Genomic DNA, 14833 nt, shown 5'->3' on the forward strand with positions numbered 1-14833 from the left:
CCGGCATCCGCCTAATCGGCCATTGGCCCCGAGTTTCCGTGGGCATGGCACCGCATCGATTGATAAGCCCCCGCCGGGCGGATAAGGTCCGCCGACATTGTCGAGCAGGCGGGCATCAGTGAAGATCCTTATCATCAGTCGGAAGGCCGAGGAGAAGAGACGACAGTTCCAGACGCAGCAGATGCGCAGACTTGGCCTCGATTTCAAGTTCCTGGATGCGTTCGAAGCCCGCGACCTTTCTGAAGAAGATTGCCAGAAGGCAGCAAACAGCTGGCCGAGCCCGACGCTGCGCGAAGACGTTGCCTGTTTCACCTCGCACAGGATCGCCTGGCAGATCATCATCGACCGCAACGAGCAGACGTTGATCCTCGAAGACGATGCGGTGCTTGCCGAAAGCTTTGCCGATGTACTCGCCAGCATTGAAGCGCGCGCCGAGGACGGCGACTGCGCCTACGATCTCGAATTCGCGCCGCGCCCGCATATCCTGGCAAGGACGCCCCTCTGGACCGACGGCATCTACAGGGCAACACGGGTGTTCCAGAACCGTGTCGGGACAGCAGGCTACGTCATCGGCCCGCGCACGGCAAAACGGATGCTCGAGGATACCAAGATTTACGGCCTCCTCGATGCCTATATGTGGCATCGCGCTTGGCTGAAGGCCTACCAGATCGAACCGGCGCCGGTAATCCAGATGCAGTTCCTGGACGGCAGCGCCGACAAGACGGCTTTCGTACGCAGGTCGATCGACCGCGCCTTCACCCCCCGGAGCAAGCTGCGCAAGAACCTCATGCGGCTCTGCCTCGAGGGCATCAAGACGAGAAACCTGATCCGGGGCTGGCTCGGCGGCGAGAAGCGCCCGCTGCGGATGGATCGCGCAAGCTTCCCGCTCGATCCCACCAAATCAGGCGACTGATACGGCGGCGATACGAGACGATCGCCACCGACTCTTTTCAAATCATCAGCCGCGGCCGCGATAGGTTGCGACACCCTGGTCGGGCAGCCACACGCCCTCCGGCGGCTTGCCGGTCTGCCAAAAGACGTCGATCGGAATACCACCGCGCGGATACCAGTAGGCGCCAATTCGAAGCCACTTCGGGTCGAGCAATTCGACAAGCCGCTTGGCGATATAGACCGAGCAATCCTCGTGGAATGCACCATGGTTGCGGAAAGCATGCAGGAAGAGCTTCAGCGACTTCGATTCCACCAGCCATTCGTTCGGGATGTAATCGATCACGATGTGGGCGAAATCGGGCTGGCCCGTCATCGGGCAGAGCGACGTGAATTCCGGTGCTGTGAAGCGGACGACATAGTCGGTGCTGGCATGACTCGACGGCACCTTCTCAAGAACCGCCTCTTCGGGTGATTTCGGAGATTCCGTCTGGCTACCCAGCATGGACAGGTTGGATACGTCTGTTGTGGGCATTCAAGCCTCCTTGATGACTTTGACGCGGATGCCATGAGCCTTTTCGCCCTCCGGCTCCACGTGAATGGCGATGCTGGAGCCCCGATGCGCTGCACGGATGGCATCTTCAAGGCGATCGCAGATATCGTGCGCCTGCCTTACAGACATGGCTGCCGGCACGACAAGATGAAAATCGACAAAGGTGACCGCGCCCGCGCGGCGCGTCTTCAGATCGTGCACGCCGATCGAGCCGGCGGCATGGGTGGCAATCGCCTGCTTGATCGCCTCCTCCTCCTCGGATGTGACAGCCTGATCCATCAGGCCACCGATCGAATTCGAGATCACCTTCCAGCCCTGATAAAGAATGTTGACGGCAACCAGAATGGCAAGCACAGGGTCGAAGATTGCATAGCCGGTGGCCAGCGCCAGAAGCAGGCCGATAAGAACGCCGACCGAAGTGAAGACGTCAGACATGATATGCTGGCCATCCGCCGTCAGCGCTGCCGAGCGATACTTGTGCCCGGTCCTGATCAGGATCTGCGCCCAGACGGCATTGATCACGCCGGCGACGAAGTTGATCGCAAGACCGAGCGCCGGCGCATCCAGCATCTGGGGATCGAAGAGATGCCCAATCGCCTCGTTGACGATCAAGAGCGCCGCCACGACGATCAACGCGCCCTCGGTTACGGCCGAAAGATATTCCGCTTTATGATGACCGAACGGATGATCGTGGTCGGCCGGTTTCTGCGCATAGCGGATGACGAAGAAGGCGATGAAGGCGGCAACGACGTTGACCGTCGATTCCAGCCCGTCCGACAGCAATGCCACCGAACCGGTTATCCACCATGCAAGCATCTTCAGGCCCATCACGCCGAACGACATCGGGATGCCCCAGAGCGCCAACCGCCGAACCGTAAGATTGCCCTTCTCGTCCATCTTCATCCCCTGCGCAGACATCGGTGCGGATGCGAATGAATTGCAGAAACCAACCTATCCAAACGCAAAACCGCCCGCGCGAAAATCGCACAGGCGGCCAATGGGGTTCATATGGGCGAAGCCGTACCGTTTGTCAAAGGTCAAGGTCACAAAACCAGGCCCTCTACAAGACGCTCGGCTTCGAAAAAGCGCCTGGAGCCGAACCTTAGGGTCGTCAAGCGTCGAGACTGACCGACGCTTGACGCCGTCTCATCATCCGGCCGGACAGGCGGCTCCCGTGTCGACCCAGGCCTTGATCAACTCACCGAACTCCGCCTGGGTGCCCGGCGCGGGCTCGCGGCCCTCCCCGGGGTTCCAGCCCCAGCCGACGAGGCTGTCATGGGACATGTGCTCGACGATCTTGCTCAGATCCCTGCCGCCGTTGCGGGCCGGGTCCTTGAGCTGCTGACAGATTTCGCCGAGCGACTTGCCCACCCACGCCATTTCGATCGGCGCCAGATGCCAGGCCGGATTGCCGGGAATGCTCTTCAACGTCGGCGATTGCCCCACGACAGTGGCATTGTCCGCGCCGTGACAGGTATTGCACATCATGCCGGGCACACCCATTCCGCCATCGCCGCGGGTCACCGGCGGCTGATGCGGATGCATCGCCATCGTCTGCAGCGGCCTGTCGCCCGCCGGATGGCAGTTCAGACATCGGGGATGCTCGATCACTTTGCTTGCCTCTTCGAAGAGAGCGACCGAGCGCGCCTTCTGATCGGCGATCGACGAAAAGGATGCCGCGGGCTTGAGTGTCGACATGTCGGACGCGGGCGCCGTCTGCGCCAGCGCCATGAACGAGGCGGGCAAAGCCGCAAGAAGGGAGAGGCCGCCTGCTGCGCAGGCGAGTGCTAGTCTGCTTTTCATCTCCGCCTCCCTCAGCTCGTCGCCACGGCAACGATCGGAAGGCTGCGAACCGGCGCACCGGTCAGTCGCCGCCAGGCATTCGCCGTCGCGGGTCCGACGGGCGGTACGCCTGGCTCCCCGACACCCGTAGGCGGCGCATCGGATTTGATAACGGCGACCTCGACATCCGGCATCTCATTGATCCGGATCGACCGATAGTCGTGGAAGTTCGACTGCATGATCGCGCCGCCCTCCCCAAGCGTCACGGCATCGAACAGCACCGCGCCGAGACCATAGCCGATGCCGCCTTCCATTTGTGCTTTGATGACGTTCGGGTTGATCGCCACGCCGCAATCGACCGCACACCAGACCTTGTGGACACGAGGCACGCCATCGGTCCCAGCCGAGACTTCGACCACCTGGCCGACATAGGTGTTGAAGCTCTTGACCACCGCCACGCCGCGCTCTCTGCCTTCGGGGACCTTCCCTCCCCAATCGGCAAGCTCGGCGGCCTTGTTCAGCACGCCCGCGTAACGCGGGTCCTCCTTCAACTGCTGGAGCCGCCCCAGAACCGGATCCTTGCCAGCCATCTGGAACAGTTCGTCGAGGAAAGTCTCGACCGCAAATCCGGTATGCGTATGCCCGACCGACCGCCACCACAACGGCGGGATCGACAGGCTCACATTATGCGACACCACTCGCAGGTTCGGCACGTCGTAGGGCAGGTCCGAGGCCCCTTCGACCGAAGTGCTGTCGAGATCCGCCTTGGCCAAGATCGATTGGCCGACGATCGCCTGATCCCAGGCGACGATGCGGCCATCCGCATCGATGGCGCCGCGCATCTTGTGAAGATACATCGGGCGGTAATAGCCGCCGCGAATATCGTCCTCGCGCGTCCACATGTGCTTGACCGGACGCGACTGGTCGGTCGCCGCAAAGACTGCCGCCGCCTCCTGCATATAGGGCGAACCAAACTGCGCCTTGCGCCCGAAGCTGCCGCCGGTGATCTGGGTATTCAGCCGGACCTTCGACGGGTCAAGCCCGACGATCTTCGCCGCCGTCGCCTTGTCCATTCCGGGAAACTGCGCACCATTATAGACGTCGAGACTTCCATCCGCCGCCTTGATGAAGACCGCGTCGAGAGGCTCCATCGGGGCATGGGCAAGGAACGGAAAGATGATCTGGGCCTCCAGTATCTTCAGATTTGCATCGCCGAAGGCTTTTTCGACGTCGCCTTTCTCAGATGCCACGATGCCCTTTTCGCTCAGCGCCTTGGCGTAGTCGGCAGAGAGTTGGTTGCTGGAGCGCGTTTCCGCCTTCGACAGATCCCACTCGACCTTCAGCACTGACCGGCCCTTCAGTGCGGCAAAGGTATTGTCGGCATAGACGGCAACTCCCTGCGGCAGCTGCTTGACATCGACCACGCCTTTTACCTTGCGGGCTTCACTGTCGTCGAAGGATTTGACCGCAGCTCCGAAATGATCCGGGTGAGCCACCACCGCGACAAGAAGATTGTCGGGCACGATGTCCAGCGTATAGATCGCCTGGCCATTGGTCTTGGAGAACGTGTCGAGTTTCGGCAATTCCTGACCGATAAGCGTGAAGTTCGCGGGGTTCTTGAGATTGACGTTAGACGGCGGCTTGATGCCCGCGGCTTGCGTTGCCAGCGCACCGAAGCCGCTCTCCTTGCCCGAACCGGCATGCTTGACGCGGCCCTTTTCGACCGTGATTTCGCTAGCCGGCACGTTCCATTCATTGGCGGCCGCCGCAACCAGCATGGCCCGTGCCGTTGCGCCCGCCTTGCGGAACTGCTCGTAGGAATTGGCGATGGATGACGAACCACCGGTGCCCTGCAGGCCAAAGGCGAGGTTGGCATAGACCTTGTCGTCGGCGGGCGAATGCACGGCGCGCATCTGCCCCCAATCGGCATCCAACTCTTCGGCCACCAGCGTCGCGAGGCCAGTGAACGGCCCCTGCCCGAACTCGATATGCTTGGAAAGGATCGTCACCATATCGTCGGTGCCGATCCTGACGAAGGTGTTCAGCGTCACCAGCGAATCCGGGCCACCGGCCTGCACACCGCTTTCGGCGGCGAAGGCGGATACCTTCGGCATCAGCGCAAAGCCGATCACCAATCCACCCGTGCCCGCAAGAAAGGCGCGGCGCGTTGTTGAAATTTCCTGGATCGTCATGGCTCAACCCTCCATCGAAGCAGCGGCGTTGTGAATGGCCGCGCGTATCCGGTGGTAGGTGGCGCATCGACAGATATTCCCGGCCATGGCACCGTCGATATCCTCGTCGGTCGGCTTGGGAATGTTCTGCAGCAACGAGACGGCCGACATGATCTGGCCCGACTGACAGTAGCCGCATTGCGGCACGTCGATCGCGATCCAGGCGGTTTTCACAGCCTCCGCTTCCTTGCCTTCGACCCCTTCGATCGTAATGATCTCGGAGCCCTCAGCTGTCGAAATCGGGGTAATGCAGGAGCGACGCGTAAAGCCGTCCATGTGCACAGTGCAGGCGCCGCATTGGGCGACGCCGCAACCGTATTTCGTGCCTGTCAACCTTTCGAAATCGCGGATAACCCATAGCAGCGGCGTATCCGGATCGCCGTCAAAAGTTCTTTTCTGTCCATTGAGCGTGAACGTAACCATGGTCGAGCCTCGGGATTGGCTGGACCCATTGCGGCCCCAGCGAGCGTCGCAGCATTTTTCACAACGGGTAAGCTAGGGCGATTGGAACGCCGCGACCACGGGCCTCCGATAAAGGTTGCGTTACTGGAGGTCCGGCCTATCGACCGCCGCACGTAGCTAAGCCGGCGTTCAATTGCGCGGTCCTGTAGCCAACAATCTTGGGGCTGCGTGCGCACAAGTGCTATGCCGGCGACCACTGCTCATTCCGGATGGCGTCAGAAATTCTCCGCCGGGTCAACGATACCGCCTTCAGCAGCGATGCTGACGGATTGCGGCCAGCGGAGGAGCGCCGCTTCGCCCACTGCCGTCAGGGCATAGACGCCCTTGTCTCGCCGTTCGAACCAACCGTAGACATTGCCGAGCAGGATCTTCCCCGCGTCCGGCGCCAGCGTCTTCATGTCGCGCGGTCGCACCAAACCCTGCTGGAGTGCTGCAGCGCAGATCAGCGCACGCTGGCGATAGGCCGTCATGACAGGCGCACGCGTACTGCCGCCGACGGCGGGATCGCCGCGCCGGCGCTGATGTTCCCTGACCAGCCGCGACCGGCGTTTCGGATTTGTGCGCGGCATCGGCGAAACCGAGCTGACGATGACACTGACGTCGCCGCCGTCGGACACGCCGAGCATGCCGATCCCGAGGCGGCGGCAAAGATCGCGGTAGCGCTTGTCAGCCTCGCGCCCGCGTCCCTTGGCGGACACGCGGGCAGCGATCCACACCTCGTCGCTCATGGCGGCGCGATCGACCGCCTGCAGGACGAGCTCGAGGTTGAAGCTGAGCTTCAACTCGCACACCACCACGACAGGCGGCTCGCCCTCGGTCAAGCCGACGAGATCGCATCCGCCGATCTCGCCTTTGACGACATAGCCTGCCGCCTCCAGAAAGCCTTTGACCGGCAGATAGAGCGAGGTTTCCATCGAGAGCCGCGCCGCCGTCAGGCCGCCTTGGTCTTTGCCTTGCGTGAGAGATGGGCGACGACGTTCTCGATCATCCGCATGCCGGCATCGCCGCCAAGCGTCATGATCGATTCCGGGTGGAACTGCACCGCCGCGATCGGCTCCTTGGTGTGCTCGATACCCATGATCGTGCCGTCTTCGCTTTCCGCCGTGATCATGAATTCACGCGGCAGAGTCGATGGATCGGCGAAAATCGAGTGATAGCGGCCCACCGTCACTTCCTTGCCAAGGCCGGAGAAAACCAAACCAGGTTCAAGAATGCGGATACGCGACGGCTTGCCATGCATCGGCACTGCCAGATGGCGAAGCTCGCCGCCATAGGCTTCCGCCAATGCCTGCAGGCCGAGGCAGACGCCGAAGATCGGCAGGTTGCGCGCCCGCGCCTTCCTGATCGTCGCCTTGCAATCGAAGTCCTTCGGATTGCCGGGCCCCGGCGACAGCACGACGAGATCAGGATCCAGCCGGTCGAAGATTTCCTCCGGCACCGGTGTGCGCACGGTGGAGACCGTCGCCCCTGTCTGGCGGAAATAATTCGCCAACGTGTGCACGAAACTGTCTTCGTGGTCGACGAGCAGGATCTTGACGCCCTTGCCGACGACGGCAACGTCGCGGCTGACCTTGCCGGAGTTGCCGGCCTTGGCATCGCGGATGGCGGAAAGCATGGCGGAGGCCTTCAGTTCGGTTTCGGCTTCTTCTTCGTGCGGATCGGAATCGTTGAGCAAGGTCGCCCCTGCCCGGACTTCGGCGATGCCGTCCTTGATGCGCACGGTGCGCAGCGTCAGGCCAGTGTTCATGTCGCCGTTGAAGCCAACCATGCCGATCGCGCCGCCATACCAGGCGCGCGGGCTCTTCTCATGGCTTTCGATGAAGCGCATGGCCCAGAGTTTCGGCGCGCCGGTCACCGTCACGGCCCAGGCGTGGCTGAGGAAGCCGTCGAAGGCATCCATGTCGTCGCGAAGTCGGCCCTCGATGTGGTCGACGGTGTGGATGAGACGCGAATACATCTCGATCTGGCGGCGACCGATGACCTTGACCGAACCTGGCTCGCAGACGCGTGACTTGTCGTTGCGGTCGACGTCCGAGCACATCGTCAACTCGGACTCGTCCTTCTTGGAATTCAAGAGCTTCAGGATCTGCTCGCTGTCGGCGATCGGATCATCCCCGCGTTTGATCGTGCCCGAGATCGGGCAGGTTTCGATGCGGCGGCCCGACACTCGCACGAACATCTCAGGCGAAGCACCGACGAGATATTCCTGGTTGCCGAGATTGATGAAGAAGGAATAGGGCGACGGGTTGATCGCCTTCAGCCGCTTGGAAATGTCGGACGGCTTGCTGTCGCAGCGTTCCATGAATTTCTGGCCGGGAACCACTTCGAAGAGGTCGCCCTTGCGGAAGCTTTCCTTCGCCTTGACGACAAGATCGGCGTATTCGCCGGGGCGATGATCGCTCTTCGGTGGGATGGCATCCGTGCGCTGGAAGGGTTCGGCAGGAATGTCGCCCGCCTTGCCCTCGGTGGAAAGCCCGCCCTTTTCGAAATCGTAGCGGTCGATCCAGGCTTTGGCCGAGTAGTTGTCGACGACGAGGATCTCATCCGGCAGGTAGAGCACCATGTCGCGCTGGTCGGCCGGGCGCGTCAGCTTCAGATTGATCGCATCGAACTGGAAGGCAAGATCGTAGCCGAAGGCGCCATAGAGGCCGAGGCTCGCATCCGCCTTCGAATGGAAGAGATCGGTGACGGCGCGCAGCACCGTAAAGACGGTGGGGATCTTCGAGCGTTCTTCCTCGGTAAACGCGCGCTCCGGCGTCTTCACCGTTAGGTCGAGACGGCGTGCCGAGGACGCACCGAGCACGAGGTCGGAAATTGTCTTCAAGCGCTCGGCGACAAAGGCGAGGATTACCGCACCACGCTCGTTGTAGGCTTCGATCCAAACCTGGCGGCCATTGCAGGAAATACCGAGCGGCGGATCGACGACGGCGGTGTCCCAACGTGTGTAACGGCCCGGATATTCGTAATTCGACGAGAAGACGGCACCGCGGCGCTCGTCGAGCTTGTCGATATAGGAGGAGACCGCATCGGCGTAAGGAATCGCGCGCCGCTGCCGGGTAACGGTGATACCGCCCCGGGTCTCGTAAATTTCCGCTCCGTCATCCCGAAGGATCGTTACCATTGTTCCACTCCGTTATCGGGCCCGGATGACAGGCAGCCTTAAAAACAAAAAAGCCGCCTGGCGTTTTCCGGGCGGCTCATCGTCGTCTTTGGACACGATTGGTCGAGGCCGCCTCAGCGAGCCCACCACCAAACTGCAATGTTCAAGGACGTGTTCATGGGCGAAATTGTTAGCGTGAGATCGGACCAAGCGCAAGAGCCGAAATCCGGGAATAAAAAGGGCGGCACAACGGCCGCCCTTCCCTCGCGTTAGAACCGCTGTACGAGCGAGATCTTGAACACCCGGCCAGGCTCCGAATAGAAGTCCAGCGGTTGCGCCGTATTGCTATTGCTTGGGACCGTCGTGTTGTTGAGGTCCTTAAGCGCAACGGCGTTGTAGTAGGTCTTATCGAACAGGTTGTAGATGCCGCCCTGGATACGCAGCCCCTTGGTCTGTTCCGGCTCCCACCAGGCCGTCAGATCGACAACGCCATAGCCAGGTGCGTCGAAGGTCCTGGTGTTGCCGTCACTGCGCATGCCGGCGGAGGTGACAAGCGACAGGTCCGTGCCCCAGGTTTCGCGCTGATAGCCGGCGCCGACAATTGCCTTGAGCGGCGCGACCGAGCGCAGATACTCGTTCGTGTCGGTGTCCTTGCCGTAGGCATAAGCAAGCGAGCCGTGGAGGTTGATGCCGTTGTCGAAGAGCTTATGTGCCTCCAATTCGACGCCCGATATCTGGACGCGATTTCGATTGAAATAGCTGGTCAGGCCCGCCGGATAGAGCGGATTGGCGAAGCTGGTCTCACTGTCGATGAAGTTCCGGTAGAGATTGTGGAACGCCGTGACGCGACCGCCCGTATCGCTATCACCGAAGTTCGCGCCGATCTCGAAACCGTTCGCCGTTTCCGGCTTCAGGTCGGGATTGCCGACGGTAGCGTAACCGAAGGCAGGGTTGGAGAAATCAAGATAGAGTTCATTGATGGTCGGCGCGCGGAAGGCCATTGACCATTGCGCAAAGAGTTCGACTGCGGGCGCGACCTGATAAGTTGCAAGCAGCTTCGGCGAGAAGCGCGAACCGTCGCTTCCATCAGGCAGGCCGTTGGCCGCAAAGCCCGGATTGTCTTCAAAGGCGGCCGTCTGCTTCGGGTCGTAGTCGTACCAGTCAAAGCGCAAACCGGGCGTGAGGGCAAAGCCGCTATTGCCGAAGGAGATCTTGTCATCGACGAAGAGGCCAAGGCGTGCTCCATCGACATCAGGAATATCAGCCTGGTCGGCATGAAGATTCGGGCATGAAAAGGCCTTCGCGGTAGCGCTGGCAGTTCCGAGAATGCAAGCGTCGAGGCCGTCGATGAAGGATGTCGCGTTGAAGAGCGAGACATCCCCGCCAATATTGACCTCGTGCTCAAATGTGCCCGTCGCAAAGCGGGACGTGAGGTTACCCGTCAAACCATAGTCGTTTTCCTGAATCTGGTTGTTGCGCAGCCAGGGGCCGGCGACGGTGCCGACGCGGGTACCCTCGGCACCTGCCTCACGGGTCAGACGCTGCCAGTAAAGGCTCATCCGTGCCGCATCAAAGGTCGAGTCAGCACTGGGCGCCTCGAACTGGTAATCCAACGAAACGCGTTCACGCCGATTGTCTTCCGTACCGTCATAGTCGCCGATCTTGTAGACTCGGGAAGAGCCGGTTGTTGCGCCCTGAAGGGTTTTCAGATCGGTCGTCGTATCGCGGCTGAAGCGTTCGGCGGTGATCCCAACCATGTGGCCGCCTTCCAGCTGCTGCCGCAGCTTGAAGAGCAGGTTGTTCTGGTCGTAGTCGGCCGGATTGGCCTCCGTGCGGGTCGGTCCGATGGTATCGACCTTGCCGTTGTTCTCGATCTCATGCCCCTTTCGATACGAGCCCTGGAACAGGACAGAGGTGTTGTTGATCTTCTTTGCAACAGCCAGAGAACCGCCAGCGCTGCGGTCGGTACCGTCATAGTCGAACTTGGTAACGCCGCCCCAATCACGGCCGGGCTCGATCAGATCCTCCGGCTCCAATGTGCGCAGGACAAATGCACCGGCGAGCGCGCCCGAACCGGCGCGGCTGGAGTCCGCACCGCGTACGACATCCAGCGTCGAAAGCGATTGGAAGTCGAAGGTATTCATGCCGCCGTCGGCGTTGGTGGTGTCCGTGATCGGGTTGGCGGCACGCGCAGCGTTCGACAGGAACGGGATCGGAACGCCATCCACCATCGTCGTAATGCGGGGACCACCAAGGCCGCGCAGGAAGGCACCGCCCTGCTTCGGCACATAGGTTACGCCCGGATCCACCGTGCGGCCAAAATCCGCAAGGTTGTTGACGTTCTTCTTGAGGATCGTTTCCTGCGTCGTCTGCGAGGCGAGCGGCGTGTCGGCAACGCTGCCGGGCTTAGCTGCAACGCGCTTGCCCTTGACCACGATCGGCTGCAGCACCGTGCTGTCGCCGGCAGACGCGGCGGGCTTCTCCGTCGTCTGTGCTAGTGAAATGGATGTAAGGCCGAGCGTGACGAATGCCGTGCAAGCCAAAAGAACCGAGCGCGAGTGCCGGACGATCATGAAAACAACCCCTTGAGAGAAATGTCACCGGGCTGGCTGGTCGTGGCGCGGTTGCGCTTTCGATGGGCTGGCTAGGCTTTCAGGCGAAGATTTCTCGCCTTCTTTTCGCCGCATAAAAAACATGACTATAATTGTCAATATATCAGACCCGCGATATCTTGATTTAATAAGTCATATTTACACCGCAGCAATCAACGTTGCGAAATTGCAACGAAAACCGCATCCGCACGTTCTCTCCCGGGGCGAACGTACAAGGGTGGATGTGTGAAGAAGATCATCGTGATACTGGCGGCGCTGAGCTGCATTGGCCTCCTGACCAACGCAGGCCTGCCGGAGAAAGGCCCTCGACCTGAAATCCGTCCGGGTAAATCAATTACAGCAAAACCCACGCCAGGACCTCCCCCTAAGCCCGAACCAAAACCGGAAAGGCCCGATACCGAAACGCCGCCGGTCACTCAGCCGCCTTCCGGCTCTTCTCCTCCGTTGGAAAAGCAGGGGCCGAAGCTCCCCTCCCAGCAGACGCTCGAGGAGCAACACCTGACAATCGCCCCCGAGAGCGATGCGGAACATTCTGAATGTGTGAAGGAGCTTCAGGCCCTTGGCGTCGTCTTCAAGGACATCTCGCGCATCGATGATGGCAACGGTTGCGGCATCGACAAGCCCATCAAGGTCACCGAGGTCCTTCCGGGCATCAAGATAAAACCGGATGCCGTCTTCCGATGCCCCGTGGCTCTCGGCCTCGCCCGCTGGATGAAGGAGAGTGTCATCCCGGCCGCCCGCGTTGCCGCGCCGGATCAGGGGAGCATAGTCGGCATCAACCAGGCATCATCCTACATCTGTCGCCTGCGCAATGGTGCCGAGACCGGCAAGGTGTCCGAGCATGCCCGCGGCAACGCGATCGACATCGCAAGTTTCAGCTTCGAAAAAGGGAAGGATATCGCCGTGCAGCCTCGCCGCGAGGATTCGACTCTGATCGGTGCCTTCCAGCGCACAGTCAGTTCCGCAGGCTGCCTCTTCTTCACGACAGTGCTGGATCCGGAAAGCGATGCAGCACACGAAACCCACTTCCACCTCGATGTCTTGGAACGCAAGGGCGGATATCGCTACTGTCATTAGCAAGCTTCGCCAATGTCCCTTATCGCGGCTCTCGGCCATCCGTCGACGTCAACTCACTTGTCCGAACGCCGCGTACAGACATAAGGCTTCTTGATGCAGGCTATCTTAGGCGTGGAGCAATTGGCCTTGGCGTCGACCACGGTACAGATCGAACATTGATCGTTGAACTCCACGCAGTCGGGATTGCCCTTCATGAAGTCGGCCATGCTTTGTTCGGTAGCAACCGACTCACCGGTCGCAGCGCTGCTTGCCATCACAGAAACAACTGCAGCCACGGCAAAAACGCAGCTTCGCCAATAGGCCGACATTATCGGTTCCAAATTGATAGGCTGGGACAATAAGCTCTCCCCGTCCATAATCGAAGATTAGAACAACCCTTCGATATACCCTTGATCGTTCAAGTAAATCCGCTCCGCCGACGGCGATCTCGGCAGGCCGGGCATGGTCATGATCTCGCCTGTGATGGCAACAACGAAGCCCGCGCCCGCCGATAGGCGAACTTCACGGACCGGCACGATATGCCCTTCCGGCGCACCCCGCAGGTTCGGATCGGTTGAGAAGGAGTACTGCGTCTTGGCCATGCAGACCGGCAGGTGTCCATAACCCTGCTCTTCCCAGGCAAGCAATTGGTCCCTCACCGCCTTATCAGCGGTCACCTCTCCTGCGTGATAAATCTTCGAAGCGACGATCTCGATCTTCTCGAACAGGGAGACATCGTCGGGATAAAGCGGCTCGAATCTCGACTGTCCCGATTCCGCGAGCTCGACCACCTTGTAAGCAAGCTCCTCGATACCGGCAGAGCCCTCGGCCCAGTGCCGGCAGAGGATCGCTTCTGCCCCGAGGCGCGAGACATACTCCTTCACCGCAGCGATTTCCGCATCGGTGTCCGAGATAAAATGATTAATGGCAACGACAACCGGAACGCCGAACTTGCGAACGTTGGCGACATGGCGCCCGAGATTGGAGCAGCCCTTTCTTAGCGCAGCGACATTCTCCGTTCCGAGATCTTCCTTCTTTACACCGCCGTTCATCTTGAGCGCACGCACCGTCGCAACGATGACGGCGGCATCCGGCTTCAGTCCCGCCTTGCGGCACTTGATATCGAAGAATTTCTCGGCTCCGAGATCCGCGCCGAAGCCCGCCTCGGTCACGACATAGTCGCCAAGCTTCAACGCCGTTTTCGTCGCAATCGCCGAGTTGCAGCCGTGGGCAATGTTGGCGAAGGGGCCGCCATGGACGAAGGCCGGATTGTTTTCCAGCGTCTGGACGAGGTTCGGCTGCATGGCGTCCTTCAGAAGAACCGCCATAGCCCCATCGGCCTTCAGGTCGCGGGCATAGACGGCCGACTTGTCGCGACGGTAGCCGATGATGATGTTGCCGAGGCGTTCTTCCAAATCCTCGAGGTCCTTGGCGAGGCAAAGAATGGCCATCACCTCGGAAGCGACCGTGATGTCGAAGCCGTTCTGCCGGGGAAAGCCGTTGGCCACACCACCCAGCGAAGAGACCATCTCGCGCAGCGCCCGATCGTTCATATCCATGACGCGCCGCCACGTGACGCGCCTGAGGTCGATATCCTGTTCGTTGCCCCAATAGATGTGATTGTCGACCATCGCTGCGAGCAAATTGTGGGCCGACGTGATCGCATGGAAATCACCGGTGAAATGCAGGTTGATGTCTTCCATCGGAATGACCTGGGCATAGCCGCCACCCGCCGCCCCGCCCTTCACTCCGAAGCATGGCCCAAGCGAGGCCTCGCGGATGCAGACGATCGCCTTCTTGCCGATCCGGTTCAGCCCGTCGCCGAGACCGACGGTCGTTGTCGTCTTGCCCTCGCCTGCCGGGGTCGGATTGATTGCCGTGACGAGGATCAGCTTGCCGTCGGGCCTGTCTGCCTGCGCGGCAATGAATTGCGCGCTGAGCTTAGCCTTGTCATGCCCATAAGGCGCCAATTGCTCGGCCGGAATACCGAGCTTTGCACCGATCTCGAAGATCGGTCTCTTGTTCGCCGCGCGCGCGATCTCGATGTCGGACTTGTGTGCTGCCATCCCCGTTCCCCGGTTTTCTGCGCTCGATAGGCGCGCCCATATTGTTTCAACGGGATAGCGAAATATGCCGAGACTGTGAATAG

The 14833-nt window shown here is 60.7% G+C and carries 12 protein-coding genes; 2 read left to right on the forward strand and 10 right to left on the reverse strand.

Annotated features, from left to right (window positions below; all coding sequences use genetic code 11):
• Positions 1–118 precede the first annotated feature (118 nt).
• Positions 119–913 carry a glycosyltransferase family 25 protein gene (locus tag AS026_RS14395; RefSeq protein ID WP_062370281.1) on the forward strand — a complete coding sequence of 265 codons (795 nt, stop codon included), beginning with the start codon at positions 119–121 and terminating at the stop codon, positions 911–913.
• A 45-nt stretch (positions 914–958) separates the two neighbouring features.
• Here the strand turns inward: AS026_RS14395 and queF are convergent, their stop codons facing one another.
• The 8 genes from queF to AS026_RS14435 form a co-directional block, all read right to left on the reverse strand.
• Complete coding sequence (gene queF, locus AS026_RS14400; protein WP_025660410.1) at positions 959–1423, reverse strand: preQ(1) synthase; 465 nt, start codon at positions 1421–1423, stop codon at positions 959–961.
• A complete protein-coding gene (gene emfA, locus AS026_RS14405) occupies positions 1424–2338 on the reverse strand; it encodes a CDF family cation efflux transporter EmfA (RefSeq protein WP_025660411.1) in 915 nt (304 codons plus the stop codon).
• Positions 2339–2590: 252 nt separating this feature from the next.
• Positions 2591–3244, reverse strand: a complete 654-nt coding sequence (locus AS026_RS14410; protein ID WP_025660412.1) for a hypothetical protein — start codon at positions 3242–3244, stop codon at positions 2591–2593.
• An 11-nt stretch (positions 3245–3255) separates the two neighbouring features.
• Positions 3256–5415, reverse strand: coding sequence for a xanthine dehydrogenase family protein molybdopterin-binding subunit (locus AS026_RS14415; RefSeq protein ID WP_062370283.1), 2160 nt, complete (start codon positions 5413–5415; stop codon positions 3256–3258).
• A 3-nt stretch (positions 5416–5418) separates the two neighbouring features.
• Positions 5419–5877 carry a (2Fe-2S)-binding protein gene (locus AS026_RS14420; RefSeq protein WP_018857581.1) on the reverse strand — a complete coding sequence of 153 codons (459 nt, stop codon included), beginning with the start codon at positions 5875–5877 and terminating at the stop codon, positions 5419–5421.
• Positions 5878–6131: 254 nt separating this feature from the next.
• Entirely contained in the window at positions 6132–6830 is a 699-nt protein-coding gene (locus tag AS026_RS14425; protein ID WP_062370285.1) for a DUF2161 domain-containing phosphodiesterase, read from the reverse strand.
• A 17-nt stretch (positions 6831–6847) separates the two neighbouring features.
• On the reverse strand, positions 6848–9037 hold the full coding sequence (locus AS026_RS14430) for an anthranilate synthase (RefSeq protein WP_062370287.1): 2190 nt from the start codon (positions 9035–9037) through the stop codon (positions 6848–6850).
• 248 nt (positions 9038–9285) lie between these two features.
• Positions 9286–11589 (reverse strand): TonB-dependent hemoglobin/transferrin/lactoferrin family receptor, encoded by a 2304-nt coding sequence (locus AS026_RS14435; RefSeq protein WP_018857578.1) that lies wholly within the window; start codon positions 11587–11589, stop codon positions 9286–9288.
• Between the two features lie 264 nt (positions 11590–11853).
• Between AS026_RS14435 and AS026_RS14440 the strand changes: the two genes are divergently transcribed.
• Positions 11854–12705: an extensin-like domain-containing protein gene (locus tag AS026_RS14440; protein ID WP_062370290.1), complete on the forward strand. Its 852-nt coding sequence runs from the start codon at positions 11854–11856 to the stop codon at positions 12703–12705.
• Positions 12706–12758: 53 nt separating this feature from the next.
• Here the strand turns inward: AS026_RS14440 and AS026_RS14445 are convergent, their stop codons facing one another.
• Both AS026_RS14445 and AS026_RS14450 read right to left on the reverse strand, forming a co-directional pair.
• Complete coding sequence (locus tag AS026_RS14445) at positions 12759–13013, reverse strand: hypothetical protein (protein ID WP_025660416.1); 255 nt, start codon at positions 13011–13013, stop codon at positions 12759–12761.
• A gap of 57 nt (positions 13014–13070) precedes the next feature.
• Entirely contained in the window at positions 13071–14750 is a 1680-nt protein-coding gene (locus tag AS026_RS14450) for a formate--tetrahydrofolate ligase (protein WP_062370292.1), read from the reverse strand.
• Between the last annotated feature and the right edge of the window lie 83 nt (positions 14751–14833).

Origin of the sequence: Rhizobium altiplani, from assembly GCF_001542405.1 — a bacterium.
GTDB classification, from domain to species: domain Bacteria; phylum Pseudomonadota; class Alphaproteobacteria; order Rhizobiales; family Rhizobiaceae; genus Rhizobium; species Rhizobium altiplani.

Excerpts from the sequence above, each read along its gene's own strand:
- queF (WP_025660410.1), bottom strand. The coding sequence starts at position 1,423 with ATGCCCACAACAGACGTATCCAACCTGTCCATGCTGGGTAGCCAGACG.
- emfA (WP_025660411.1), bottom strand. The coding sequence starts at position 2,338 with ATGGACGAGAAGGGCAATCTTACGGTTCGGCGGTTGGCGCTCTGGGGC.
- AS026_RS14410 (WP_025660412.1), bottom strand. The coding sequence starts at position 3,244 with ATGAAAAGCAGACTAGCACTCGCCTGCGCAGCAGGCGGCCTCTCCCTT.
- AS026_RS14415 (WP_062370283.1), bottom strand. The coding sequence starts at position 5,415 with ATGACGATCCAGGAAATTTCAACAACGCGCCGCGCCTTTCTTGCGGGC.
- AS026_RS14420 (WP_018857581.1), bottom strand. The coding sequence starts at position 5,877 with ATGGTTACGTTCACGCTCAATGGACAGAAAAGAACTTTTGACGGCGAT.
- AS026_RS14425 (WP_062370285.1), bottom strand. The coding sequence starts at position 6,830 with ATGGAAACCTCGCTCTATCTGCCGGTCAAAGGCTTTCTGGAGGCGGCA.
- AS026_RS14430 (WP_062370287.1), bottom strand. The coding sequence starts at position 9,037 with ATGGTAACGATCCTTCGGGATGACGGAGCGGAAATTTACGAGACCCGG.
- AS026_RS14435 (WP_018857578.1), bottom strand. The coding sequence starts at position 11,589 with ATGATCGTCCGGCACTCGCGCTCGGTTCTTTTGGCTTGCACGGCATTC.
- AS026_RS14445 (WP_025660416.1), bottom strand. The coding sequence starts at position 13,013 with ATGTCGGCCTATTGGCGAAGCTGCGTTTTTGCCGTGGCTGCAGTTGTT.
- AS026_RS14450 (WP_062370292.1), bottom strand. The coding sequence starts at position 14,750 with ATGGCAGCACACAAGTCCGACATCGAGATCGCGCGCGCGGCGAACAAG.